The sequence below is a fragment of the Metabacillus schmidteae genome, from assembly GCF_903166545.1.
Lineage (GTDB): Bacteria > Bacillota > Bacilli > Bacillales > Bacillaceae > Metabacillus > Metabacillus schmidteae.
Genome location: NZ_CAESCH010000001.1, coordinates 197,163 through 222,991 on the forward strand (window position 1 = coordinate 197,163; position 25,829 = coordinate 222,991).

Below are 25,829 nucleotides of genomic sequence, written 5' to 3' on the forward strand. Positions count from 1 at the left end.
TCTATGAAAGACTTCCCTCCTTGAAATGCACGCTTTTTTGTCTTTCATCACCTCTATGAAAGACTTTTCTCCTGAAATGCACGCTTTTTTGTCTTTCATCACCTTTGTGAAAGACTTTTCTCCTTTAAATGCACGCTTCTTTGTCTTTCATCACCTTTATGAAAGACTTCCCTCCTTTAAATGTACGCTTCTTTGTCTTTCATCACCTTTATGAAAGACTTCCCTCCTTTAAATACTCGCTTCTTTGTCCTTCATCACCTTTATGAAAGACTTTTCTCCTTTAAATGCACGCTTCTTTGTCTTTCATCAAATAGACAACTCATTCTTCATTGCTTGTAAAATCATCATCCCAATTATTTGATAGTAAAAAGGAATTTTTTGCTATAAACTTAACCTAACGGATAAAATTATGTCAGTGTGGTGAAATCATTGTTTAAAATACTATTGATTGAGGATGATCGATCATTATTTCATGAGGTTAAAGAGCGATTAGCCGGGTGGTCATATGATGTGGAAGGAATTAGTAATTTTAACAAGGTCATGCAGGAATTCACCGATTATAATCCAGACCTTGTCATTATTGATATTCAATTACCTAAGTTTGATGGATTTCATTGGTGCCGATTGATACGCAATGTTTCAAAAGTTCCCATTATCTTTTTATCATCGCGGGACCATCCGACTGATATGGTGATGTCGATGCAGCTTGGAGCAGATGATTTTGTTCAAAAGCCTTTTCATTTTGATGTTCTTATTGCTAAAATTCAAGCCATCTTACGCCGAGTGTATGACTACAGTACAGAACAAACAAATATGAAAACATGGTGTAATGCTACAGTTGATTTCGAGAAAAATACAGTATTTAATGACGCTGGTAAAATTGAATTAACTAGGAATGAAATGTTTATTTTAAAGCAGCTAATTCAACAAAAAAACAATATTGTCAGCCGTGAAAATATCATTAACAGCTTATGGGATGATAAACGATTTGTAAGTGATAATACACTAACCGTTAATGTCAATCGACTTCGAAAACGATTGGATGAGATCGGATTAGGACAATATATAGAAACAAAAGTAGGACAAGGATATCGTGCAATTGAAGAGGATATATATGATTAAAGAGTTTTTATTAGAGAGACTTAGTTGGATTTTATTCATTTTTGCAACACAGCTTCTTATCCTATTAGTTGCTTATCTCGATCCTTTATTACCACTTAAACCAATCCTATATATTGTCTTTATTATGACGTTACTCTTTTTCATTTTTCTCATTCTTAGGTACAACAAGGAAACGAAGTTTTATAAATTGTTAAAAGAACGAGAAAATAATTTTGATTCAACAGATTTAACCAAACCTGAAACTCCATTTGAGGAGATCATTGCGACAAGTAGCACCGAACAAACAGAGAGGTTAAAACGCTTAGCTTCTCAAAACAAAACAATTCTTGAGCAGGAAAAAGACGAGCTGCTATCATGGATTCATGAAGTCAAAACACCTTTAACAGCTATGCATTTAATCATTGAGAGAGTTGAAGATCAAAAACTTAAGTCAGGTTTAACGTATGAGTGGCTTCGAATTCACTTATTACTGGATCAACAGCTTCATCAAAAGAGAATTCGTTTTATGGAAAATGATTTACATATAGAAAAAACTGATTTAGAGCAATTGCTCTTTGACGAAATTAAACTATTACAATCCTGGTGTATACAAAAAGGGATTGGATTTGACTTGCAATTGGACATAACGGAAGTGTTAACAGATCCAAAGTGGCTCGCATTTATCCTGAGACAGCTTTTAACAAACGCGGTAAAGTATAGTGAGGACTCAGATATTACCTTGAAAAGTTTAAAAACAAACAACCAAGTTATACTCCAACTATCTGATTCCGGACGAGGCATTGATCCAAAAGATCTGCCACGTATATTTGATAAAGGCTTCACTTCTACGACTAATCATACAGATCAATCTTCTACCGGAATGGGTTTATATTTAGCTAAAAAGGTGGCTGAATCTTTGCATATCCATATTGAAGTAGAGTCAACCTTCCATGTTGGAACAACCTTTACATTGATCTTTTCAAAGAGAAATGAATTTATAGATGTGATGGGCATGTGACAACATTGTCACATGCTTTTTTATTTTGTTAGCCTAATCGAAGGAAATGATCTCTCTCCCTTTTTATAATGAAATTATCATATTGAAGATAAGGAGTTTTTACATTGAAAGTATTAGAAGCGACGAAAATTCATAAAAGCTTTGGAAATAAGTTCAATAAGCAGGAAGTGTTAAAAGGGATTGATATCAGTATTGAAGAAGGAGAATTTGTTAGCATCATGGGTGCTTCGGGCTCTGGGAAAACAACCTTACTTAATGTTCTTTCATCGATTGATCGTGTGAGCGAAGGCACAATTTTAATACAAGGAAAAGAAATGACAAGGATGAAAGAGAAAGAATTAGCCCAGTTTCGAAAGCATCACTTAGGATTTATATTTCAAGACTATAATTTGCTGGACACTTTAACAGTGAAGGAAAATATATTATTGCCTCTATCTATTACAAAAACGCCCCAAAAAGAGGCAAATGAACAATTTGAAGCCTTAGCTTCACAACTGGGAATATATGAGTTGCAAAACAAGTATCCTAATGAAATCTCTGGTGGACAAAAACAACGTACATCTGCAGCAAGGGCATTTGTTCACGAGCCTAGTATTATTTTTGCTGATGAGCCAACTGGTGCACTTGATTCAAAGTCAGCTTCAGATTTATTGCAAAAGTTAAGCGAGTTAAATCAAAAGCGTAAATCAACGATCGTTATGGTAACACATGATCCAACTGCAGCAAGCTTTTGTCACCGGGTTATCTTTATTAAGGATGGCCAAGTATATACCCAATTGCATAAAGGTGTCCAGGAAAGAAAAGATTTTCTTAAAGACATTATTAAAACCCAAGGTGTTCTAGGCGGTGTGCAATATGAGCACTAATCAACTGATAATCCGAAACTTAAAGAAAAACATTAAAAACTATTCTCTTTATGCATTTGCCTTAATCTTCACTGTTGCCCTTTATTTTGCATTTGTTACGTTACAGTATGACCCTGCAATGGATGCTGCAAAAGGATCGATTAAAGGTGGAGCAGCAATTAGAGCAGCTTCTATTTTACTTGTTGTCATAGTCGGTGTTTTTCTCCTGTATGCAAACACTATCTTTATTAAAAGAAGAAGTAAAGAAATTGGATTATTTCAATTAATTGGAATGACCAAACATGAAATCTTTCGTATTTTGAGTATGGAAAATATTATCTTATACTTTAGTTCGTTACTAATTGGAATATTTATTGGGTTTTCTTTTTCAAAACTGATTACACTCATTTTGTTTAAAGTTACTGCCGTAGAAAGCGTCGCTACCCTTCGCTTTTCAACTCAGGCCTTTATCCAAACAATTATTGTGTTTAGTGCGATTTATCTTGTCATTATGGCAATGAACTTCGTTTTTATAAAGAAACAGAGTATTTTATCCCTCTTTAGAGTGAAGTCTTCAACTGAAGGAAAAGTAAAAAAGATCTCTGTAGTAGAAATTCTAATTGGTGTTCTTGGATTGACACTTATTATCTCAGGCTATTATGTCTCTTCGAAATTATTCAGTGGAGATTTTACATCAATGAATACTTTGTTTTTAGCTATGGTGTTTATTCTTGGTTCAGTTATTGTTGGAACATACTTGTTTTACAAAGGCTCTGTTCGTTTTATTGCCAATGTCATACGCAAGAATAAGCAAGGATACCTTAATATCCATGAAGTGTTGTCTCTTTCTTCTATAATGTTTCGTATGAAATCGAATGCCATGCTATTAACAATCATTACAACCGTGTCCGCCCTTGCAATCGGATTATTATCGCTAAGTTATATTTCGTATTATTCAGCAGAGCAGCTGGCTATTAATAATGTTCCTGATGATTTTTCTTTTACAATTGAAAAAGATGCAGAGCAATTTAAACAAAAATTAGCAGAACAAAATATAGATTATGAGGAAGCAATCATCCCTGTACTCCAAGCAAATGTAAATGTGGAAAATATCATGAATACGAAGCTTGAAGGATTAAATACGGATCCAAACTCCATGCAAATGCCAGTTGTTAGTGATGAACATATTGAAGGTATTGATGTTTCAGCAGATGAAACGATCTTTACAGGATATAATGATCTTCTTCAAACATTTATGGGCTTTAAAAACTCTGGTGACATATCTTTTGTTGGAAATAAGGAAAAAATTGAACAATATTACTTAGGGCTAGAGAAGGACTATCCTATTTCCTGGTACTTTACAAGCGGTGGAATACCAGTTGCCATCGTTGATAAATCTACGTTTCAACGTATGGAAAAAGACCTTGTAAAAGATATACAAACTGAATCAAATCTATATATTGGAATTAGTTTACGGAATAAGGATGAAGTTCAAGAAGCAAACAACATCTTTATAGAATTGGGCTTTCATGAAAGTTCATTTCATGATTCACAGCTTAATATGAGTAACAATCAGAAAAATCAAATGGGTCTTATTATGTTTATCGTTGGGTTCTTAGGTTTAACCTTCCTCATCACATCCGGATGTATCCTTTACTTTAAGCAGATGGATGAGAGTGAAGATGAAAAACCGAATTATACCATCTTGCGAAAGCTTGGCTTTACCCAAACTGATCTATTAAAAGGGATTCAAGTAAAGCAGGTTTATAACTTCGGTATTCCACTAACAATTGGTCTTCTGCATAGCTACTTTGCTGTACAATCCGGCTGGTTTTTATTCGGAACAGAGGTTTGGACACCAATGTTAATTGTTATGGGGCTTTATACCGTTTTATATTCAATCTTTGCTGTTCTATCGGTTATGTATGATAAAAATGTCATTAAGAGCGCTTTGTAAGATGATAAAGGGGACACTGTCCTCTTTTTTATTTTGAAAAAACTAGTAAAATAACAGATTTTGTTCCCACCCTACTAGAAAGATACTGGTATAATAGATATGTTAAGCGCTTACTATTCTTTCTAAATAAGGGGTAATAATGATGGAAACGAAAACAAAGCCAAACAAACCAATTGTAGAACATATTTTTACAGCAGATCCGTCAGCACATGTATTTGAAGGGAAGCTTTATATTTATCCTTCTCATGATCTTGATCATGATGGACCTTCTAATGACAATGGGGATCAGTATGCAATGGAAGATTACCATGTCCTATCAATGGAAGATTTTGACTCTCCATGTATCGATCATGGTGAGGTTCTTCACCTAAAAGATATTCCATGGGCAAAAAAACAGCTTTGGGCACCTGATGCTGCTTATAAAAATAGCACCTATTATTTATTTTTCCCAGCACGGGACCATGATGAAATCTTCAGGCTTGGTGTAGCAACAAGCAATAATCCTGCAGGTCCTTTCACACCGCAAGAAAACTACATACCTGGCAGCTTTAGTATTGATCCTGCTGTTTTAGTTGATGACGACAACAAGGCTTATGTTTATTTTGGCGGCCTTTGGGGAGGACAGCTTGAAAAGTGGAAAACAGGAACATTTGATCCAAATGGCCAAGAACCTGCTGCAGATGAACCTGCACTAGGACCAATTGTAGCTGAATTAACAGATGATATGCTTTCCTTTAAAGGGAAACCTCAAGAAATCTCAATTATTGATGAAAGTGGACAGCCAATTCTAGCTGGTGATGAGGATAGAAGATTCTTTGAAGGGGCTTGGGTCCATAAATATAATGGCTACTACTATCTCTCTTACTCAACAGGGACAACTCATTATATTGTGTATGCCATAAGCAAAAGTCCACAAGGTCCTTTCGTCTATAAAGGAAGAATTCTTACTCCTGTTATTGGCTGGACTACTCATCATTCCATTGTTCAATTTAAAGATAAGTGGTATTTATTTTATCATGACTGCTCATTATCTGATGGAGTGAACCATAAACGCAGTGTTAAGTATACAGAGCTCACATATAATGAGGATGGTACAATTCAGACAATCGAACCTTATAAAGGATAAACAAAAGAGTAGAGGTTTTATTACCTCTACTCTACTTTGTTTTATTGCTGTGGTGGTGTTCCTCTTTGCGGCATTTCTACACCAAGCTCTGCTAATTGTTCCTGCGCTTCTTCTTGTGTGAGTGTACCATTTCTTTGTTGCTCTATAATTTCCTGAACCTTTTGTCTTGTCTCTTCGTCTAAGTCAGAAAACATATCCACACGATTTCCCATATCGGGTCGGGCTTGATCACCACCAGGTGCTCCAACACCGCCTCCAGGTCTATTAGCTGCTGCTTCTGTTACACCAGACTCATTTAACCATGTAACAGTTTCAGAGACCGTAAAGTCAACCACCTTTGTTCCACCTTCTACACCGCCATCTGTGTATAGTCCATCCGCTTCCTCTGCTGTAGACGTTCCCCCTGAATAAAGAGTATAAGAAGCATCCTTAGTTAATTCAGGTGAACTAATAAAAACCGATTGATAGTCTTTAGCAGGAGTAAAGCTTACTATATTTTTTCCTTCACTATCTTCTAAATGAATCATTGTACCAGCTGTTTGTATTTCAGGATAAGTCATTAAAACACCAGCTTGTGATGAATCTTCAGAATGAGCTTGGCTCATTCCAGAGCTTCCGACTGCTACGATGAAACCACCAGTTATGTTAAAACTACTATCGTAATCCAGCTGACCATTCATATTTTCTGTTGGTCCATTTACGATTACAACACCATCTGTCATGGAAATTGAGCCATTGGAATCCAGTCCATCACCTTGTGCATTTACAGAAATATAGCCGCCATTTATTTGTAATGAACCTGTTCCTTCAGTAGCAGTTGTCGGCATATCCATACCTGAAGCATCATTTCCTCCGGCAACATTAATTCCGTCATCAGTAGATGTAAGTTGAATTTCTCCGTCTTCAATTGTAACGTTTTTTCCTTCAATTCCTTCATAGCTTTTGGTGATATTTATATTACCTCCCGTTGTGACAACGGATGAATCAGCGTGAATCCCGTCATCACCGGTTGAGATCATAAATTCCCCGCCTGCTAGCGTAACATGTTGATTACTGTGTACAGCATCGTCCTCTGAATCAATCTTAAAGCTTCCTCCTCCTACTGCAATATCAACAGAGGCTTTTAATCCTTTATAGCTTTCAGATTCTGTTGTCGTCGTTGTAGCAGCTGTACTATTTTCTTGTCCTGGCATTCTTTCTTCATGATTATTTATCGTGTCAGGGCTTCCTTCCCCTGATTTAATTGTATAAGAGCCATCCGTTATCCATAACGATGCAATCGATTGAATCCCATCGTTTCCAGATGTTATATCAAACGTTCCACCTTCAAGTGCGATGACACCTTTTGATGTATCTTCATCATTTGTAGATTTAATTCCATCTCCACCAGCTTCAATCTTAATTGTTCCTTCTTTCACAGCAACAAGATCTCGTCCCATGATCCCATCATCAACAGCATGGACTTCAATGTTTCCACTTGTAATTTTCAACTTATCTTTACTTGCAATTCCATTATTATAGTTTCCTTGGACAATTAATGTCCCTGTTCCATTGATTGTAAGATCATCTTTACTAAAAATGGCTGCATTAGGCTCATCCTCAGACGAATCCTCATAAACATACTGCTTTCCATCACTTATATTATTTTCGGTCCCTTCAACAAGTGAGATCGTTGTTTTTTCTGCATTCACCACATTAATGGCTGAGCTTGTTGAAGATTGAATGTCCACTCCATTTAAAATCAGTTTCACTGTATTTTTATCTTCCGCGTCAACTACAACTTGACCATTATCCAATTGACCACTTAAGACATATGTGCCACCTGTTTTGATTGTTAACACATTATTTTTGAAAAGAACAGCGGCAGAAGAATCAAAGGTTGCCTCTGTTCCATTCAACTCAATGTATGTTGGATTTTCATTTTTCCATTGAGTATAACTGTCTTCTTGATAGGAAACTGCCTTACTTACTAGATTGCTTACATCTGTATTAACTAACTTACCGACACCCGCTGTCTCTGCACTTGTCTCACTGGATGTAGTTGTTGAATCATTATTCGAACATGCAAATAACATGGTTGTACTTAATAACGTTGCGGCTATTTTGTAATAAGCTGATCTTTTCATCATACCCTTCATCTCCTTTTTCTCTATACGGGTTGTACCCTTGTGAGATACATTATTAAGTACAAACCTTAATAAAACCTTAAAAATATCTTTTTAAAAAATTTTGCATTTTTACTAAATTTAGATCTATAATCTATTCTATTCTTAGTTTTTATGAAGACTCTTTTCTAATAGGTTGTGATTTTAAGGTCCTTCTTTGCATAAAACTATTTAGTTGATTGCAGCGGAAGATTGCGAGACTCCTGTGGGAGCAGCGTGACAGGTGAAACCCCGCAGAGGCAGATTTTCGCAAGGATTGTGGCTTATAAAACACTGTAGTAACTCTATAGTGGAATGGAGCGGAAGACACTCGACTCCTGCGGGAAGTGAGGAAAGACTGAGACCCCGCAGGCGAAGACGAGGAGGCTCAGCTTCCTCCCCGCGGAAAGCGAGTGACTGCAGCGCAATGAAACGGACTAATTTTTAACCTTTAATTTCATCGAAAACAACAAAGTATGCGAAAACAGCGTTACAACCATTTAAAAAGACATTAAATCGATTGAAGGTGACCAAAATGAAACTATTAATCATAGAAGATGACAAATATCTCTCTGAAACAATTAAAGAAACAACACAAGAAACGTTTGAAGCAGAACAGGCTTTTGATGGTGAGGAAGGACTTTATTTAGCAGAGCAAAATATTTTTGACTGTATCATATTAGATATCATGCTCCCTAATATGAACGGTTATGAAGTACTTCAAGAACTAAGGAAAAAGCAAATTAAAACCCCTGTAATCATGCTGACAGCAAAGGATGGCATTGATGATAAAATCCAAGGCTTTAAAGTAGGAGCTGATGATTATATCGTTAAACCCTTTCATCGGGAAGAATTACTTTTACGTTTAGAGGCCATCGTCAGAAGATCTGGTGGAGATTTAAAGGAACATGTCATTTCATTCAAAGAATTAAATATGAATCTTAAAAATAAAACAGCCTATATTGGAGACGAGATCGTTAAATTAAACGGAAAACAATTTGATCTACTGGAATATTTAATCAATAACAAAAACACTATCCTCACAAAAGAACAAATTTTTGATCGAATATGGGGATTTGAATCTGATACCTCCACAACTGTTGTTGAGGTTTATTGCAGTAATGTTCGTAAATCCTTAAAAAAATTTGGCTATGATCAATACATTAAAACCTTCCGTGGGCTGGGTTATATGCTGACAGAGAACGGTGAAGGCCATGTTTAAGCAAAAGGTTTTTCGAAAAGAACAGCTTAACTTTATGGTTCTCAACCTTATAGCTTTTACTGTTATTTTTACTATCTTTGGCTTCATTATCTACGGACAAGTTCAAACAACTCTATTCACCAAAACGGATGAAGAATTATTGCAATTTAAAGCGATGATGCAGGATGATGAAGGACCTTTAAATACTCCTAAGCATAACGACAGTTTAAACCGTAACACTCCGCCTGAGGAAAGAAAAAGAAACTTTCCTAACCCGCGAATTATGATGGTGAATTGGAATAAAAATGGAGAAATTATCAACCAAGATCAAATTGGGACCTCTTTATATGAAAATTATTTACAAGACTATGAATTAGATACTCAAAATGTAGATGTAATTACAAATATAACGTTGAATGATTTATATGATTTTCGATACATTGTTTTCAAAGACACAAACGCTAATGATGATGTCGAGTATGTTCAACTTTTCATCAACACGGATGCAGAACAAACAATCATCCATAACTTTGGAAATCTCATAATTCTCTGTTCCTCTGTCTTTATTATTCTATCGATCTCTGCCAGTTACGTCTTATCAAAAAGAATGATGAAGCCTATTATTCAATCCTGGAACAAGCAAACAGAATTTGTCGAAAATGCATCACATGAACTGCGAACACCATTGACGATTATCCAAAATAAATTAGAGCTATTGCTCACCGAACCTCAGGAAAAAATTATGAACAAGTTTGAAAACATTGCTCTAAGTCTCTCAGAAACAAGGAGATTATCGAAACTTACTTCTGACTTATTAACGCTGGCAAGAGCTGATTCAGCTGAGACACAGCTCGTTAAGAAAGTGATAGATGTAGACCGCTTTGTTAGTAATGTTTGTTCACCCTATATAGACATTGCTGAATCACAGGAAAAGCATCTTTGGTTAAAACTGAATAGCAAAATTAACACAGAAGCCGACGAACAACGACTTCATCAGCTTTTAGTTATTTTGCTTGATAATGCATTAAAATACACGGTGGAACAAGATAGTATTGGTGTAAAAACCTATATAGAAGACAATAAAATCGTCCTTGAAGTAACAGATACCGGCATTGGGATTAAAAAGCAAAACATGAAATACATTTTTGATCGCTTCTATCGTGAAGATCGTGCCCGCTCCCGTGACACAGGTGGTACCGGTTTAGGGCTTTCTATCGCGCATTGGATCGTGACAAAGCATAACGGCACAATTACCGTTCATGAAAACCAGCATAAAGGAACAACATTTAAAGTGAAGCTACCTAAAAAGGAGATTACAAAATTGTAATCTTCTTTTTTTATCTTTTAAGGTTTGTTTAAGGTTCATCCTTAATAATGTGAACACAGAAGTTGAGACAAAAAAGGAGAGAAAAAGGATGAAGGCTATGACCCTAAACGGCTCAAAGGGTAGACGTGAACTAAAACATGAAATGACCAAAATGGAAGTATTTTTACTTCGAAATAAACTAAAACACTATATGGAAGTAGATCCTCATGCCAAGAATGATGGGAAGTATTTTATTCGCAGTGTTTACTTTGATAACTTTGAAAATAAAGTATTAAATCAAAAAAAAGAGGGCTACTACGAACGTGATAAATTTCGGGTTAGATTATATGACTTTAACACCTCATATCTGAATTTAGAAAAAAAGAGCAAACGAAATAACTTAACATATAAACAAAAATGTCGTATCACTTCTGATGAATATGAACAGATAAGGTCTGGAAATATATCATGGATGGAAACTGATCAACGACCTCTCATCCAGGATTTATATTATCAAATGAACCTTTCTCAGCTAAAACCAATGACAGTCGTAGACTATGAAAGAGAGGTCTTTATCTATAAATATGGCAATGTTCGAATTACCTTCGATAGCTCGATTCGAACAAGCTTTCGAAATAATGATGTACTAAATCTGAACCTATCAATGATTGACACAGACCCTGATATTGTTGTACTTGAAGTAAAATATGATGAATTTCTGCCATTAGTTATTAAACAACTATTACAAGTCAACAACTTAAGAGCCGGCGCTTACTCAAAGTATCAAATTAGTCGCATGTATGGCTAGGAAAAGTTTAACTATCTTAACTATCTGTTAGCAAGTTAATATATAAAAATAATATTTTGGAGGAAATAAACATGGAGAATGTATCTTTTAATGATATTTTCAAATCAAGTATTTTAGAAAAAACAAGCAGCTTTTCAATTGTAGATTCCCTAATCGGGTTATTAGTAGCTTTTCTAGTAGGATTATTTATCTACTTTGTATATAAGAAAACTTTTTCAGGTGTTATTTACTCACACACTTTTAATATTTCACTTATCATCATGTCAATGGCAACAGCTTTAATTATTATGGGAATTTCTTCAAATGTCCTGTTATCACTTGGTATGGTTGGTGCACTATCAATTGTTCGTTTCCGCACACCGATTAAAGATCCGATGGATATTGTCTATATTTTCTGGGCAATCGTTTCAGGTATTTTATGCGGTGCAGGCTTTATCCCTCTTGTTGTCATTGGATCCATTCTAATCGGAGCTGTGCTCATCATTTTTATTAACAAAATTAAGGTTGAAAATCCTTATTTATTAATTGTGAAATATAGTGACATTTCGGTTGAAAACTCAATAGAACATGTTGTATCTGAGAGTTCAAGAAAGTACTCGGTAAAATCTAAATCTGTTATGCCCGGCAATGACTATGAAGTAACATATGAAATACGCGTCAAAGATGTAGATATGGGATTTATCAATAATATATCTGATATGGATACAGTAAAATCAGCTGTGATGTTAAGCTATGATGGTAATTTTACAGCTTAGTTGCAATAAGTGGCCTTTCAGTAAACTAATGACAGATGATTATTAATCTATCCGTTATAAAAATATTTATCGTAAGCTGACTTAATGGTATATTATCCTCATTAAGTCAGCTTTTTTTAATATTGTTCATTCTATTTTAAAGGGGGATATCCTGTGGAAGAGCAAAAAACCATATCGATTACAATCTTAGAAACAAGTGACTTGCATGGTCACATCTTCCCCATATCATATGGCACTAATGAATTTGATCCATCAGGTCTTGCAAAGATCGCAACATCTATTAAACAAATACAAAAAAAAGAAAAAAATATAATTCTCATAGATAATGGAGACAGTATGCAAGGAACTCCTTTAGCCTATCATTATGTACGTCAAATGAACCATCTCCCAAATCCAATGATCCAAACGTTTAACGAGTTACAATATGATGCTGCTATTATTGGTAATCATGAATTCAACTATGGACTACCCATTCTACAACAGGCCATACAAGAAGCAAAGTTTCCGTTTCTTTCTGCCAATATTCTTCACTCAGATACAAAAGAACCTTATTTTGGACCACCATATCTAATAAAAACACTTGAACACGGTTTTAGAGTGGCCATTTTAGGATTAACTACACACTATATACCAAATTGGGAAAAACCCGAGCATATTAAAGACTTGGAATTTGAGGACAGTATCAAAAGTGCCGGAAGATGGATTTCCTATATTAAAGAGAAGGAAAATCCGGATCTTTTCATCGTATCGTACCACGGAGGATTTGAAAAAGATTTAAAGACAGGTGAACCAACCGAATCCTTGACTGGAGAGAATCAAGCATATCAACTTTGTATGGAAGTAGAAGGAATTGATATATTACTAACAGGACATCAGCATCGTCTCCTATCTGATGAAGTCAATGGAGTAACAATTATTCAACCCGGCTGTAATGGAATGTTTTTAGGACGGATTGATCTGCACTTTACCCATTCATCTACCGATGGATGGATATGCCAATCTAAGAAGCCTTCGCTTATTTCAATAAAACCTATTGAAATGGATGAACAAATTTCACAAATGAATAAACCTTATGAAGAAGCAACTCAACATTGGCTGGATCAGTATATTGGACAAATTCAAGGTGATATGATCATACATGATCCATTTGAAGCCCGAACAAAGGAACATCCTTTTATTGAATTCGTCAATCGTGTACAAATGGAGATCGCAAATGTCGACATTTCCAATACAGCTTTATTTCATAACCAAGCTCTTGGGTTTTCAGCAAATGTCACCATGAGAGAAATTGTGTCAAATTATATTTACCCTAACACTTTAGCTGTTATTGAGCTTTCCGGTCAAGATATCAAGGATGCTCTAGAGAAAACAGCTACCTACTTTATTTTAAATGATCAAGGGCAAATTGATGTTAATCCACAGTTTGTAGAACCAAAACCTCAGCACTACAATTATGATATGTGGGAAGGCATTTCCTATACAATTGACGTTTCAAAACCAGTTGGCAAAAGAATTCTGCACCTTATGAAAGATAGTGACCCTTTACATATGGATCGTACTTATCATGTTGTAATGAACAACTATCGAGCCGCAGGTGGAGGAAATTATCATATGTTTAAAGGAAAAAAAATCATGAAAGAAATTCAACTTGATATGACAGAAATACTCGCAAATTACTTTTCTAAATATAAAATCGTAAACGCAGAAGTGAACCATAATTGGCAAGTCATCACTTCTTAAATCCTCATTTTTAAAAGATAAAAAGAACGAGCCACAATCTGATTAAATGTTGATCGTTCTTTTTATCTACTTCTAAACCTGTGATTGAATGCTCCAGTGTTTTGACATTCCATCTTATATTTAAACAGATGACCTTTACACATAAATCGCAATATATTTATGAAACTATTATCCTCACTACCTCGTATATGTTATAGAGGTGAAAATCATGTATTTAAATATAAACGAGCCAAAAAGAGAAATCTCTCTTAATGCTGTCAAAGTTTGGAGAATGTCAAATACAATCGGTCATATCATTGCACTCACTATCATAGCGATACTATTTATTTGCACTGAACTATTTGATTGGTTTAGCTGGATTAGTATTCTCCTTTATTGTTTAGGTGGGCTTGCTATTTTATCTGGTGTTTATTCTATTTTTATTGAGCCTATCTATTTACAACGCACCTGGCGTTATGAAATTGATCAAGAGTTTATCCAGTTACAGCATGGAATGTGGAATCTACAGCATACATTGATTCCTATGGAAAAAGTGGAATATGTACGCACAGAACAAGGTCCGATCATGCGCCGGCATAAGCTATACAACATCGAGATTGGGACAACAACTTCAAATCATGTTATTCCTGCTATTCCCACTGAAGAAGCCCATCTATTAAAAGCACAAATTGCTACTTTTGCAAAAATAAAAGACGAAGAGAATAATGAAGGAGAAAAAGAACATGAATCAATCATCTAGACGTTACCATCCTGCGATGATAGCGGTAGACTTAATTTCATTTATGAAAGGTTCAATAGGTATTGTTCTTCTCTTATTTATTTTTAAAGCATCTTCAACGTCCATATGGGTTATATGGGGTCGTTACATATTTATTGTTGTTTCAGTTTTCACCCTTATTGGAACCATTTTAAAGTGGATGTTCTGTCAATATGAAGTCACTCAGAATTCTGTGATAGAACGTAAAGGAGTCTTTGTTAAATCACAACGTGCAGTGCCTTTTAGCAGTATCCATAATCATAAATTAAACACAACATTTATCCACCGATGGCTCGGACTTACATCCCTAACCCTTGAAACAGGTACAAGTGGAGAACATGCAAACTTCACTTTTCCCGTTATTACAGCGAAAGAAAAAAAACTTATCCTCCTTCAGTTAGAACAACCAAAGGATCGAAAAGATGAAGAACAAAAACCATTGATTGAACGAACTATTCATTTTCAATCAAATAAAAAGGACTTGATTAAGGCTTCTTTTACTTCACTTAGCTTTTTGGCCTTTTTCCCTTTATTAAATGCATTATATTTTAATATAGTAGAACTCTTTCACATTGAAGATACAGCCAAGAGTGCGTTTGATTACTTACTCATTCATTGGTGGATGCTTATTATTATTCTGATTTTAGCTATGCTTCTTTCTGCCTTGTTTGGATTATTTAAAACCTTTACAAAATACGGAAACTTTGTGATTAGTGATGATAAAGATAGAATCTTTATTGAGAAAGGAATAGGAAACGTTATTAGTTATTCAATACTAAAGCATAGAGTTCAAGCTGTTGTAGTTGAACAATCTATCCTAAAACGTTTACTAGGTTTTGTTGAAGTAAAGCTTATAAGTGCAGGTGGTTCTGAGATTGATGGTGATCAGGATACAAGTTCTTTATATCCTTTTATGCCTAAGCAACAGGCATACCAAATTTTACAGGCCATGCTGCCTCAATATGTAATTAAAGAGCGTATGGAAAGATTCCCTATTAAAGTATTGTGGCTGAAGCTTCTTCTTCCATATTATCTAACAATTGTATCAGTAATTGGATTGGCCATCTTTAAACGGGAATGGCTATGGATAGCAGCTATTGTATTTGTCATATCCGTTGTATCAAGGATCCTTGATTATTGGTTCACAAGCTATATTCGCCACGGCAAAACTGTACAAATTAGAAAAGGCGGTTTTGTGAATGAAACGTTTGTTACACATCATAAACGAATACAGCAAGTTACTGTTGAACACTCTTGGTTACAGCGGAAATTTAACGTTGCCACACTTGTTTTTCTTAATCGAGCAAAACCTATGCACGAAAGTAAACTATATGGTCTATCAAAAGAAGAGGTGGGTACGTTTTATCATTGGTATCACGGTCAATCGTAACAATGCTGCTATAAACAAAGTCCTAATCATAAAGCCCAAAGGATTCCATTCCTTTGGGTTCTTCATTTCATATATTAGCAATTTTCATAGTCGCTGCAATATTTCTCGCTGTCATTTCCATGTAAACTGCAGCATGTTCAAACGCATCGGAAAGTGTTGTTACACCTGGTACTATACTAAAGAGGGAATCAATACCGTGCTCATATACAACATCACAACCTTGGGATAAAGAACCGGCTATGCCAATTACAGGCACTCCATATTTTTTAGCTGCTTTTGCAACGCCGATTGGGGTTTTACCATAAATAGTTTGATGATCAATTTTGCCCTCACCTGTAATAACAAGATCTGCGTCCTTCACAACATCAGCAAAATTCACTGCATCCAAAACAATTTGGATTCCTCTTTTTAGTTCGGCATTCAAAAAGGCTGCAAGACTTGCTCCCAGACCACCGGCAGCACCAGCACCCTCTATCGTTCGAAATGATTTCCCAGTTGACGCCTCAACAACATCAGCAAAATGAGTCAGATTCTGATCCAGCAATTGAACCATTTCAGGTGTAGCTCCTTTTTGGGGACCAAATATAGCTGATGCACCCCTTGGTCCAGTTAACGGATTATCAACATCACAGGCTACTTCAATTCTGACTTTTTTTAGTCTTTGATCAAGTCCTGTCAAATCAATTGATACGATTTTCGAAAGAGCACCGCCTCCTGCTTCAATATCGTCTCCATTACCATCTAGCAATCTACCACCTAACACTTGAACCATCCCGGCTCCTCCATCGTTCGTTGCACTTCCGCCAATTCCAATGATGATATGCTCTATTCCCAAATCAAGAGCAGTTAAGATTAACTCTCCGGTGCCCCTTGTTGTCGTTACTAACGGATTTCTTTGTTCTATAGGAACTAAATGCAACCCTGAAGCAGCAGCCATTTCAATAACTGCTGTTTTTCCATCCCCCATCACTCCAAAGAAAGCTTTAACCGGATTTCCAAGTGGACCTGTAACAATTCTTTCTTCAATTGTTCCGTTTGTTGCATCTACTAATGATCGAACTGTACCTTCTCCACCATAAGCCATTGGTATTTTATAATAATCAGCATTTGGAAAAACAGTTTGAAAGCCTCGTTCTATTGCTTTCGATACCTCCATTGCGGATAAGCTTTCTTTAAAAGAATCTGGGGCAATGACTATTTTCATTTGTTACTTTTCTCCTTTCTTATAATGAAACATATAGTTAACCAAAAAGCTTAAACACTCCAAATACAAGAGTAGAAATTACGGCAAGAGTTAATCCAACTAAAAATTCATATGGCATTAGTTTTAAACGTTCTTTTATGTCCATATTGACACTTCCTGCTGTAGCGTGGAAGAAACTTCCGTGTGGCAAGTGATCAAGAACCGTTGCACCTGCATGAATCATTGCTGCTCCCGCTAATGCTGAAATTCCCAAACCTAAAATTGTACTACTGAAAACACCGCTTGCTACTGCTGTACCTGCTGTAGTAGAAGCTGTTGCTGCAGACATAAAAATTCCAGATACAGGTGCTAATAAATATGCCGGCAAACCAGATGAGCTTAATCCATTGATAATAACGTCTTTTAGCTCAGAGTTTGTAATAATTCCAGCTAATGTTCCTGTTCCTAATAGCATAATTGCAACTCCAGACATTTTATTTAAGCCGGAAACTGCATACTCATTAATTTTCCGTGTCTTCTTCATAGCAATTGCACCAATAATTCCTCCAACAGGTAGTGCAACCATTGGATCAATATTAATATCAAATAAAGGTCGTAGTGCTAGTAAAATAATTGTGACAAGTGGTGCAATCAAGGCTGTGATAAATTGAGGGGTTTTTGTGTTATCTAATACTTCAACATCTTGATCCATAACCGCTGAGCCTTTTTCCGCTACTTTTTTTGCTAACATATACGTTATGACAATACCAAAAATAGCCGGGATTATTCCTGCGGCCATAATAGATGTAAGTGGTACATTAAATGCTTCAGATGCCGCGATTGCATTTGGGTTTGGTGACATGATATTTCCTGCCTTTCCTCCGCCAATCATCGCTAGTAAAATAGCTGTTTTTGAAAAATGTGCTCGCTTAGCAATAGCTAATGCAATCGGTGCAACAGTAATAACCGCTACATCTACAAATACTCCAACAGCTGTCAAAATCATTGTAGCCACTGCTAATGCTAAGAGCGCTCGTTCTTCACCAAACTTTTTGACAATCGTTTCTGCTATCGATGATGCTGCACCAGATTCAATTAAAACACCAGCAAGGATACCCGCAGCCATAATTCTCAAGACTGCTGGAATAATTCCTTTTGCACCTTCCATCATTAAGTCCACGGTGTTTGAAATATCAACGCCACCAATTAGTCCTCCAATTAAAGCCCCGGCAACCATCCCATAAGCTGGTGGTACTTTTTTTAGAATTAAAACAATGGCGATAATTAGGGCACTTATTGCACCTATAGTGCTTACTGAAACATCCATGCTGATGCCTCCCTCGCCTCCCCCAATCTATGTATTAAATGTTCACTTAACAATTTCAAGAGCAAATTCAAAAGATGAAAACCGCATAAAGAAGTCCTGCTATCAACTATTATAATTCTTACTTCCAAACTCCTTCTAAAATGATCAAATTCTTCATTCTCACTCAAACATTTAATATGTAGTCATCTGAAATATTTTTTGGATGATATACATGACATATTTAAATACAGGTAACTGATCTTGGTACTCTTCATAATCTACTGTGTACGTGCCGTCTTCATTATTCCAAATTCGATTGAAATAACGATCAACTGATTTTACGAATTCACTGCCAGTTGATGCTGTTATTTTTATATTTTCTTCTACATTATAGTCATCAAGATTTCGGGAAGTAAAATTGCTTGATCCACCTATGACAATCGATTTATGTTGTCCCTTAATATAAATAAGCTTTGAGTGATATTGCTCTTTGTTTGTTTCATACCAGCGAATGGTAATATTTTTATAGTCAAGATTTTGAAGCTCTGCTGCAATGGGGAGATTCGGCAACCCCATTTTTTCTTGTCCAAAGGCATTTTGGTTTGGGTCTAACACAATGTTGATTTTCACTCCCCGTTTTGCTGCATCCTCAATACCTTTAATGATATCTCGATCTGCCAAATAAAACATGCCGATCCAAACCGCATCTTCTTTTTTTGCCTCTTTTAGGGCCTTCACAATATGAGTTTGAACCTTTCTTTCTGTTAAAATCTGTGCTTGCAGTGATAATCCTTTTTCTGATGAAGAAGATTGAATTTCCTCATCTAATTCTGCCTTAGTTGGAAATGCATGTAGGTTCCCTCCTGAAAAGGAAGCTATCGCTTTTTCAGCATTCACCATATCTTTTAAAATTTCCCCTTTTACTTTAAAGCCAATATTTGAATGAAACCCACTAGCATCATGTGGATTGGCAGATAATATTAATCCTGCATCTTCTGTGATGACTACTTTTCTGTGGTTTGCTTTTATATTTAATAATTTCAAATAAGACCGAGCAGTAACATGTGGTGCAGATTTTGCCATTGGATTCGGCATCCAGCCATAGCCCTCCTGTCCAAACCACTTCAGAGTTGCTCTCCAGATGCCAGAGTATAAAATATTTGGATCTCGTAACCGATCCAAGTTTGTATAAACAACTTCAACTCCCAGATCCTCCAATGGTTCGATTTGGTTTGCTTCATGAGATCCATATGTAGTATTAATTTGATCTGTAATGAAAACTACTTTTAAATTAGGATGTTTTTTTATTTGTTTTTCTATTGATTTCCTTAGTTCCTCACTTAGCTTAGGATATGACCGTTTATTATCTGTATATCCGTTAACTAGGAAAAGATCGAGTATTAAAAAATCCTCCGCTTCACTAATTGTTTTATATACCTCATCAAAAATAGAGTGGTCATACACTTCTTCTTCATCTTTTTGATAAGTTAGATCATATAAAAATTCCACATCTTGCTCGGATATTGTATGAACTTTACTTTGATAGGATAGTCCAGGTGGAAGAGGCTTCACTCTGTGATAAATCATGATTGCTGATATAATAATGATAATAACGGCACTTATTATCCACTTCTTTTTCTTCTTATTCATCTTAATCCCTCTTTTAGTTTTACCTGTCTATACCCTTTTTCAAGTTTTGGGAATCACTTGCTATAAAAAAGTTTCACGTGGAACGATATAAAAAACAGTAGAGTTTATATTGTGAAACAAATCACATTCATGTTCACTAATAGTTCTATGTAAATGATAAACAGAATTATTTTTTTAAAAAACTAGAAATAATCACTTGATTCTTTCTATAATAGATTTGAATATACAAATAACATGTAAAGGGACGTGAAATATGATTTACAAACAAAGAAGGAAATCACTTGAATTATTGGCTCTTGAATATCTAGACAGGCGCATGAGTTTTCCAGACAAGACGAAACTTCATTATGAAAACCTCAAAAAAGGTTATGAAGGAGAAGAAATGTTTGATACGTATTTAGCGAAGATAGAATGTGAATGCCTTATTTTAAATGACTTACTACTTAACTTTAACAATACCTTGTTTCAAATTGACTCTCTACTTATTTCAGCAGATTCTATTTATATGCATGAAGTAAAGAACTATCAAGGAGATTTTTATTACGACTCTGATAGACTTTATAAGAAACAAAAATCAGAAATAAATAATCCACTTATACAATTAAATAGAACTGAATCATTGTTGCGTCAGTTACTTCAAAGTCTTGGGTTTCATTTACCTGTAGAAGCATCCGTTATTTTTATAAATCCTGAATTCACCCTATACCAAGCCCCCCTTAACAAACCATTTATTTATCCAACACAACTTAACCCTTACTTCAGGAAATTAGATAAACTTTCCTCTACTAAATTAGATCAAAAGCGTAAAATGCTAGCTGAAAAGTTGCTTTCACTTCATATCAATGACTCACCTTTTACTTTATTACCCCCTTATGAATATAACCAGTTAAGAAAAGGAATAACATGTGTACATTGTAACTCGTATTCTCTATCTATTATTAGGAGAAATTGTAAGTGCCAAAGATGCGGGTATGAAGAAGCCGTTTCAACTGCTATTATGCGAAGTGTGAAGGAATTTAGGATCCTTTTTCCTGATAAGAAAATCACAACAAATATAATACAGGATTGGTGTAAAGTAATAGATTCTAAAAAGAGAATTTATAGAGTCCTTAAAGGAAACTTAGGAATCAAGGGAGCTCGACAATGGTCGTTTTATGAATAATCTTATAAATTAATTTTTATGCATCTTGTCCTTCATTACAAATATGAAGGACATTTTCTTTTATTGTCCCATCTCTCTGTCTTTCATCACCACTATGAAAGACATTTCCCTTTATTTCGCTTGTCCCTCTGTCTTTCATCACCACCATGAAAGACATTTCCCTTTATTTCGCTCGTCCCTCTGTCTTTCATCACCACCATGAAAGACACTTCCCTTTATTTCGCTCGTCTCTCTGTCTTTCATCACCACCATGAAAGACATTTCCCTTTATTTCGCTCGTCTCTCTGTCTTTCATCACCACCATGAAAGACATTTCCCTTTATTTCGCTCGTCCCTCTGTCTTTCATCACCACCATGAAAGACACTTCCCTTTATTTCGCTCGTCCCTCTGTCTTTCATCACCACCATGAAAGACATTTCCCTTTATTTCGCTCGTCCCTCTGTCTTTCATCACCACCATGAAAGACATTTCCCATTATTTCGCTCGTCTCTCTGTCTTTCATCACCACTATGAAAGACATTTCCCTTTATTTGCTCGTCTCTCTGTCTTTCATCACCCATTAAGAAAGACTCCCCCGTCTATACTGCTCTCTCATTCTCCTTTATCACCATACGCAAAACTTTTCCCCCAATAAAACAAAAAACAGCAATCTCACCCATAGATAAGATTGCTGCTCATCACTCACATTCGATAACCCATATTTTTAAAAAACTCTATAAACTCTCGATCAACTCCTGTTTTTCCTTCTGAATCGATTCTATTTCTTTTTTCTTCTCATCAAGTTGATCAGTTAAATTTAATACAATTCCGTTCACTTTCGAGTGCTGGCTTTTTGTTTGATCTAAAGAATCGTTAATCTTGTCTTGGACCATCATGTCTACAAAGAAGCCATCAAAGAAGAAATCAGCAAATTTTAACATGCCTGAAATATCGACTTCTAGATGTGCTTCTTCATGGATATCTAATAATTCCTTTTGAAAATAACGCATGCTTGTCTGAGCTTTATGGATACAATCTTCTGCTTCATCCAGGTGTTGATGTTTGACAAAACTGGAGATTGTTCCGCCTCCGAACATATCAAATGCTCCCCAATCTCTCGCTTTTTTAAGGGAATTTTGCGCATCTAAAAGATCATGTTTAACATTTTTTCCCGCTGTAATAGCTTCTTCCAACTCCTGTATATAAGCTTTAAGGATCCCCTCTTGTTCACTTAATTCATACATTTTATCTGAATATCTTGAATGACTTGATTTAATCATTTTCTCCTTCTCAAAAAGAACTTGGTTATACCTGGATTCTACATCATCGATCATATACAGTTTATTTTTCAATTCATATATTGAGTTTTCTATTTCAGATTTTGTTTTGTTTGCTTCTTCCAATCTATGCTTGGCAGCAATGAATTCCTGTTTTTCTTTTGATAACTTTTCATCCTTTGTTCCGGATAATAGGGCAAATAGATTGTTTAGTGTCATTTTTTCAAGTTGAATAACATCTTTTTCTTCTGATCTGTATTGAGTTTCCAGCTGCACAATTCTCTCTTCAACCACTTCAAGTTCCTTTTGAAAATCCTCTATTTGAGCTTCATATTTTTGTTTTTTACGTAAATCCCCTTTTATTTCAATTAGCCTTGTATTTACTTCTGAGAACATTAGTTTCCTCCTGTTTTCCCTTTTATCTTTTTTACGTAGTACATGAAGAAAAGTTTCATCTATGAAAAAAAGTATTTTTGATTAAGATTGTCTTTTTCGGGAATTCTACTGTTGTTGAAAACCCTTATCGGCCTTTTCAATTTGTTGATAATAGTTTTCCCAATAATTACTAACCAGTTTCTCATTTAGGGTTTGAAATACAAATCGAGTGCGTATAAACTAGTCGTGTCTATTCGCATTAACATTGTAAGTACAGCAGTCAAAAAGCTCTCTATATTATTTTTTATTAAAAGATCTACCATTTCACTTGACTAAAAGCAAATTCTATTTGATAATTTATATTAAATTATAACAATTATAGATAATATCTATTATTGTTTATTAAAACATTTAGGAGGAATATATACATGTCATTAATCGGTACTGAAGTAAAACCTTTCGCAGCAAAAGCATTTAAAGATGGTGAATTCATCGATGTAACAAACGAAAGCCTAAAAGGTCAATGGAGCGTATTCTGCTTCTATCCAGCAGATTTCACTTTCGTATGCCCAACTGAGCTTGAAGATTTACAAAACGAATATGATAACTTAAAAGCACTTGGTGTTGAAGTATATTCTGTTTCTACTGATACTCACTTCACACATAAAGGCTGGCATGACAGTTCAGAAAAAATCGGTAAAATTAAATATGCAATGATTGGTGATCCATCTCAAGTTGTATCACGTAACTTTGAAGTATTAAATGAAGAAGAAGGTCTTGCTGATCGTGGAACATTCATCATCGATCCAGATGGCGTTATCCAAACAGTTGAAATTAACGCTGGAGGCATTGGTCGTGATGCAAGCACTCTTATTAACAAAGTGAAAGCTGCACAATATGTACGTAATAATCCAGGTGAAGTTTGTCCTGCTAAATGGGAAGAAGGTTCTGAAACACTTAAGCCAAGCCTTGATCTTGTTGGAAAGCTTTAAGGAGTGTCATAATAAATGGTGCTTGATGCAGAAATAAAAGCTCAGTTAGAGCAATATCTTCAATTACTTGAAGGAAATATCGTATTAAATGTTAGTGCTGGTAGTGATAAGATCTCAACTGACATGTTGGAGCTAGTGAATGAGCTAGCTTCCATGTCATCAAAAATTACTGTTGAGAAAGCTGAATTAACCAGAACACCAAGCTTTAGTGTAAATCGTGTTGGTGAGGAAACTGGTGTTACATTTGCCGGTATTCCACTTGGTCACGAATTTACTTCATTAGTTTTAGCTCTTTTACAGGTTAGTGGAAGACCGCCAAAGATTGATCAAAGTGTTATTGATCAAATTAAAGGCATTAGTGGTGAACATCACTTTGAAACATATGTGAGCCTAAGTTGTCATAACTGCCCGGATGTTGTGCAGGCTCTTAACATTATGAGTGTTTTAAACCCTAATATCACACATACAATGATCGATGGAGCTGCTTTTAAAGAGGAAGTTGAACGCAAGAACGTTATGTCTGTGCCAGCTGTCTTCTTAAATGCTGAATTCTTAGGCGGCGGCCGTATGACACTTGAAGAAATTCTTGCTAAAATCGGTACTGCTCCTGATGCATCCGAGTTCGAGAATAAAGAGCCATATGACGTTCTTGTTGTTGGTGGTGGTCCTGCCGGTTCAAGTGCAGCCATTTACGCAGCACGTAAAGGTATTCGTACTGGTATTGTTGCTGAGCGCTTTGGTGGTCAGGTTCTGGACACAATGAGCATCGAGAACTTCATTAGTGTAAAAAGCACTGAAGGACCTAAGCTTGTTGCTAGTCTTGAAGAGCATGTGAAAGAATATGGGATCGATATCATGAACTTACAACGAGCAAAAGGTATCGAAAAGAAAGACCTTTTTGAACTAGAACTTGAAAATGGCGCTATTCTAAAAAGTAAAACTGTGATCGTTTCAACAGGTGCTCGTTGGCGTAATGTTGGTGTTCCTGGAGAACAAGAGTTCAAAAACAAAGGTGTAGCTTACTGCCCTCACTGTGATGGTCCTTTATTTGAAGGTAGAGATGTAGCCGTTATTGGTGGCGGAAACTCTGGAATTGAAGCAGCAATTGATCTTGCAGGTATTGTAAAACATGTTACTGTACTTGAATTCAACCCTGAGTTAAAAGCTGATGATGTCCTTCAGAAACGTTTATACAGCCTTCCTAACGTAACTGTTCTTAAAAATGTTCAAACTAAAGAAATTACAGGAACAGATAGTGTTAACGGTATTACGTATACTGACCGTGAAACAGGCGAAGAACATCATGTTGAGTTACAAGGTGTATTTGTTCAAATTGGCCTTGTTCCAAACACTGATTGGTTAGAGGGAATTTTGGAACGTAACCGTATGGGTGAAATCATTGTTGATAAACATGGTTCAACAACTTTACCTGGTTTATTCGCTGCAGGTGATTGTACTGACAGTGCTTATAACCAAATCATTATTTCTATGGGATCTGGAGCTACTGCTGCATTAGGTGCTTTTGATTATCTTATTAGAAATTAATTTTATATTAAGTCGCTTACCTTTCGTGGTATAGCGGCTTTTTTCTATTGGCAAGTGTTATATATATCATTCCATTTAAAATCAACTATTCACCTTTCTCACAACGATCTCCCCAGTAATATTATGGAATTTAGTTAAAATTTTAGATAAAAAATTAGATAAAAGCGGTTGCAGAATCCATATTATACGTTATAATACTTGTATACAAGTA

At 35.6% G+C, this 25,829-nt stretch carries 21 protein-coding genes; 15 read left to right on the forward strand and 6 right to left on the reverse strand.

Annotated features, from left to right (window positions below):
- Positions 1-429 precede the first annotated feature (429 nt).
- From HWV59_RS00900 to HWV59_RS00920, 5 genes are all read left to right on the forward strand, one after another.
- The gene (locus HWV59_RS00900) at positions 430-1,122 is read left to right on the forward strand and encodes a response regulator transcription factor (protein ID WP_102231700.1); all 693 of its coding nucleotides are present in this window, start codon (positions 430-432) and stop codon (positions 1,120-1,122) included.
- Positions 1,115-2,119: a sensor histidine kinase gene (locus tag HWV59_RS00905; RefSeq protein ID WP_175637863.1), complete on the forward strand. Its 1,005-nt coding sequence runs from the start codon at positions 1,115-1,117 to the stop codon at positions 2,117-2,119. Before HWV59_RS00900 ends, HWV59_RS00905 begins: the two co-directional genes overlap by 8 nt.
- 104 nt (positions 2,120-2,223) lie before the next feature.
- Positions 2,224-2,985 carry an ABC transporter ATP-binding protein gene (locus HWV59_RS00910; RefSeq protein WP_175637864.1) on the forward strand — a complete coding sequence of 254 codons (762 nt, stop codon included), beginning with the start codon at positions 2,224-2,226 and terminating at the stop codon, positions 2,983-2,985.
- Positions 2,975-4,921, forward strand: coding sequence for an ABC transporter permease (locus HWV59_RS00915; protein ID WP_175637865.1), 1,947 nt, complete (start codon positions 2,975-2,977; stop codon positions 4,919-4,921). Before HWV59_RS00910 ends, HWV59_RS00915 begins: the two co-directional genes overlap by 11 nt.
- Before the next feature lie 142 nt (positions 4,922-5,063).
- On the forward strand, positions 5,064-6,047 hold the full coding sequence (locus HWV59_RS00920; protein ID WP_102231703.1) for a glycoside hydrolase family 43 protein: 984 nt from the start codon (positions 5,064-5,066) through the stop codon (positions 6,045-6,047).
- A 41-nt stretch (positions 6,048-6,088) separates the two neighbouring features.
- Here HWV59_RS00920 and HWV59_RS00925 read toward each other — a convergent pair whose 3' ends face one another.
- Positions 6,089-8,176: a carbohydrate-binding domain-containing protein gene (locus HWV59_RS00925; protein ID WP_175637866.1), complete on the reverse strand. Its 2,088-nt coding sequence runs from the start codon at positions 8,174-8,176 to the stop codon at positions 6,089-6,091.
- Between the two features lie 550 nt (positions 8,177-8,726).
- Here HWV59_RS00925 and HWV59_RS00930 point away from each other — a divergent pair.
- The 7 genes from HWV59_RS00930 to HWV59_RS00960 all read left to right on the forward strand — a co-directional run bounded on the left by HWV59_RS00930 (position 8,727) and on the right by HWV59_RS00960 (position 16,148).
- Positions 8,727-9,413, forward strand: a complete 687-nt coding sequence (locus tag HWV59_RS00930) for a response regulator transcription factor (protein WP_175637867.1) — start codon at positions 8,727-8,729, stop codon at positions 9,411-9,413.
- Entirely contained in the window at positions 9,406-10,719 is a 1,314-nt protein-coding gene (locus tag HWV59_RS00935) for a sensor histidine kinase (protein ID WP_175637868.1), read from the forward strand. Before HWV59_RS00930 ends, HWV59_RS00935 begins: the two co-directional genes overlap by 8 nt.
- Before the next feature lie 88 nt (positions 10,720-10,807).
- The gene (locus HWV59_RS00940; RefSeq protein WP_175637869.1) at positions 10,808-11,506 is read left to right on the forward strand and encodes a polyphosphate polymerase domain-containing protein; all 699 of its coding nucleotides are present in this window, start codon (positions 10,808-10,810) and stop codon (positions 11,504-11,506) included.
- A gap of 71 nt (positions 11,507-11,577) precedes the next feature.
- On the forward strand, positions 11,578-12,261 hold the full coding sequence (locus tag HWV59_RS00945) for a DUF4956 domain-containing protein (RefSeq protein ID WP_102231708.1): 684 nt from the start codon (positions 11,578-11,580) through the stop codon (positions 12,259-12,261).
- 153 nt (positions 12,262-12,414) lie between these two features.
- The gene (locus HWV59_RS00950; protein ID WP_175637870.1) at positions 12,415-14,001 is read left to right on the forward strand and encodes a bifunctional metallophosphatase/5'-nucleotidase; all 1,587 of its coding nucleotides are present in this window, start codon (positions 12,415-12,417) and stop codon (positions 13,999-14,001) included.
- 208 nt (positions 14,002-14,209) lie between these two features.
- On the forward strand, positions 14,210-14,740 hold the full coding sequence (locus tag HWV59_RS00955; protein ID WP_175637871.1) for a PH domain-containing protein: 531 nt from the start codon (positions 14,210-14,212) through the stop codon (positions 14,738-14,740).
- Positions 14,724-16,148: a PH domain-containing protein gene (locus HWV59_RS00960; protein WP_175637872.1), complete on the forward strand. Its 1,425-nt coding sequence runs from the start codon at positions 14,724-14,726 to the stop codon at positions 16,146-16,148. The genes HWV59_RS00955 and HWV59_RS00960 overlap by 17 nt, the downstream gene beginning before the upstream one ends.
- Positions 16,149-16,215: 67 nt before the next feature.
- Here HWV59_RS00960 and HWV59_RS00965 read toward each other — a convergent pair whose 3' ends face one another.
- From HWV59_RS00965 to HWV59_RS00975, 3 genes are all read right to left on the reverse strand, one after another.
- A complete protein-coding gene (locus tag HWV59_RS00965) occupies positions 16,216-17,352 on the reverse strand; it encodes a glycerate kinase (RefSeq protein WP_175637873.1) in 1,137 nt (378 codons plus the stop codon).
- A gap of 37 nt (positions 17,353-17,389) precedes the next feature.
- Complete coding sequence (locus HWV59_RS00970; RefSeq protein ID WP_175637874.1) at positions 17,390-18,658, reverse strand: GntP family permease; 1,269 nt, start codon at positions 18,656-18,658, stop codon at positions 17,390-17,392.
- Between the two features lie 171 nt (positions 18,659-18,829).
- Positions 18,830-20,287: a phospholipase D family protein gene (locus HWV59_RS00975; protein ID WP_175637875.1), complete on the reverse strand. Its 1,458-nt coding sequence runs from the start codon at positions 20,285-20,287 to the stop codon at positions 18,830-18,832.
- A 253-nt stretch (positions 20,288-20,540) separates the two neighbouring features.
- On the opposite strand from HWV59_RS00975, the gene HWV59_RS00980 reads away from it, so the two are divergent.
- Positions 20,541-21,449 carry a nuclease-related domain-containing protein gene (locus tag HWV59_RS00980; RefSeq protein WP_175637876.1) on the forward strand — a complete coding sequence of 303 codons (909 nt, stop codon included), beginning with the start codon at positions 20,541-20,543 and terminating at the stop codon, positions 21,447-21,449.
- 16 nt (positions 21,450-21,465) lie between these two features.
- Here the strand turns inward: HWV59_RS00980 and HWV59_RS27210 are convergent, their stop codons facing one another.
- Positions 21,466-21,597, reverse strand: a complete 132-nt coding sequence (locus HWV59_RS27210; protein WP_268921738.1) for a hypothetical protein — start codon at positions 21,595-21,597, stop codon at positions 21,466-21,468.
- Positions 21,598-22,163: 566 nt separating this feature from the next.
- A complete protein-coding gene (locus tag HWV59_RS00990; RefSeq protein ID WP_175637877.1) occupies positions 22,164-23,102 on the reverse strand; it encodes a hypothetical protein in 939 nt (312 codons plus the stop codon).
- 407 nt (positions 23,103-23,509) lie between these two features.
- Here HWV59_RS00990 and ahpC point away from each other — a divergent pair, with 407 nt between their 5' ends.
- Entirely contained in the window at positions 23,510-24,073 is a 564-nt protein-coding gene (ahpC, locus tag HWV59_RS00995) for an alkyl hydroperoxide reductase subunit C (protein WP_102231717.1), read from the forward strand.
- A 15-nt stretch (positions 24,074-24,088) separates the two neighbouring features.
- A complete protein-coding gene (ahpF, locus tag HWV59_RS01000; RefSeq protein ID WP_175637878.1) occupies positions 24,089-25,618 on the forward strand; it encodes an alkyl hydroperoxide reductase subunit F in 1,530 nt (509 codons plus the stop codon).
- The last annotated feature ends 211 nt before the right edge of the window (positions 25,619-25,829 follow it).

Bases quoted from the DNA above. Each gene is read 5' to 3' on its own strand.
- HWV59_RS00905 (WP_175637863.1), top strand. From the start codon at position 1,115: ATGATTAAAGAGTTTTTATTAGAGAGACTTAGTTGGATTTTATTCATT.
- HWV59_RS00915 (WP_175637865.1), top strand. From the start codon at position 2,975: ATGAGCACTAATCAACTGATAATCCGAAACTTAAAGAAAAACATTAAA.
- HWV59_RS00920 (WP_102231703.1), top strand. From the start codon at position 5,064: ATGGAAACGAAAACAAAGCCAAACAAACCAATTGTAGAACATATTTTT.
- HWV59_RS00925 (WP_175637866.1), bottom strand. From the start codon at position 8,176: ATGATGAAAAGATCAGCTTATTACAAAATAGCCGCAACGTTATTAAGT.
- HWV59_RS00930 (WP_175637867.1), top strand. From the start codon at position 8,727: ATGAAACTATTAATCATAGAAGATGACAAATATCTCTCTGAAACAATT.
- HWV59_RS00935 (WP_175637868.1), top strand. From the start codon at position 9,406: ATGTTTAAGCAAAAGGTTTTTCGAAAAGAACAGCTTAACTTTATGGTT.
- HWV59_RS00940 (WP_175637869.1), top strand. From the start codon at position 10,808: ATGAAGGCTATGACCCTAAACGGCTCAAAGGGTAGACGTGAACTAAAA.
- HWV59_RS00945 (WP_102231708.1), top strand. From the start codon at position 11,578: ATGGAGAATGTATCTTTTAATGATATTTTCAAATCAAGTATTTTAGAA.
- HWV59_RS00955 (WP_175637871.1), top strand. From the start codon at position 14,210: ATGTATTTAAATATAAACGAGCCAAAAAGAGAAATCTCTCTTAATGCT.
- HWV59_RS00960 (WP_175637872.1), top strand. From the start codon at position 14,724: ATGAATCAATCATCTAGACGTTACCATCCTGCGATGATAGCGGTAGAC.
- HWV59_RS00965 (WP_175637873.1), bottom strand. From the start codon at position 17,352: ATGAAAATAGTCATTGCCCCAGATTCTTTTAAAGAAAGCTTATCCGCA.
- HWV59_RS00970 (WP_175637874.1), bottom strand. From the start codon at position 18,658: ATGGATGTTTCAGTAAGCACTATAGGTGCAATAAGTGCCCTAATTATC.
- HWV59_RS00975 (WP_175637875.1), bottom strand. From the start codon at position 20,287: ATGAATAAGAAGAAAAAGAAGTGGATAATAAGTGCCGTTATTATCATT.
- HWV59_RS00980 (WP_175637876.1), top strand. From the start codon at position 20,541: ATGATTTACAAACAAAGAAGGAAATCACTTGAATTATTGGCTCTTGAA.
- HWV59_RS27210 (WP_268921738.1), bottom strand. From the start codon at position 21,597: ATGGTGGTGATGAAAGACAGAGGGACAAGCGAAATAAAGGGAAATGTC.
- HWV59_RS00990 (WP_175637877.1), bottom strand. From the start codon at position 23,102: ATGTTCTCAGAAGTAAATACAAGGCTAATTGAAATAAAAGGGGATTTA.
- ahpC (WP_102231717.1), top strand. From the start codon at position 23,510: ATGTCATTAATCGGTACTGAAGTAAAACCTTTCGCAGCAAAAGCATTT.
- ahpF (WP_175637878.1), top strand. From the start codon at position 24,089: ATGGTGCTTGATGCAGAAATAAAAGCTCAGTTAGAGCAATATCTTCAA.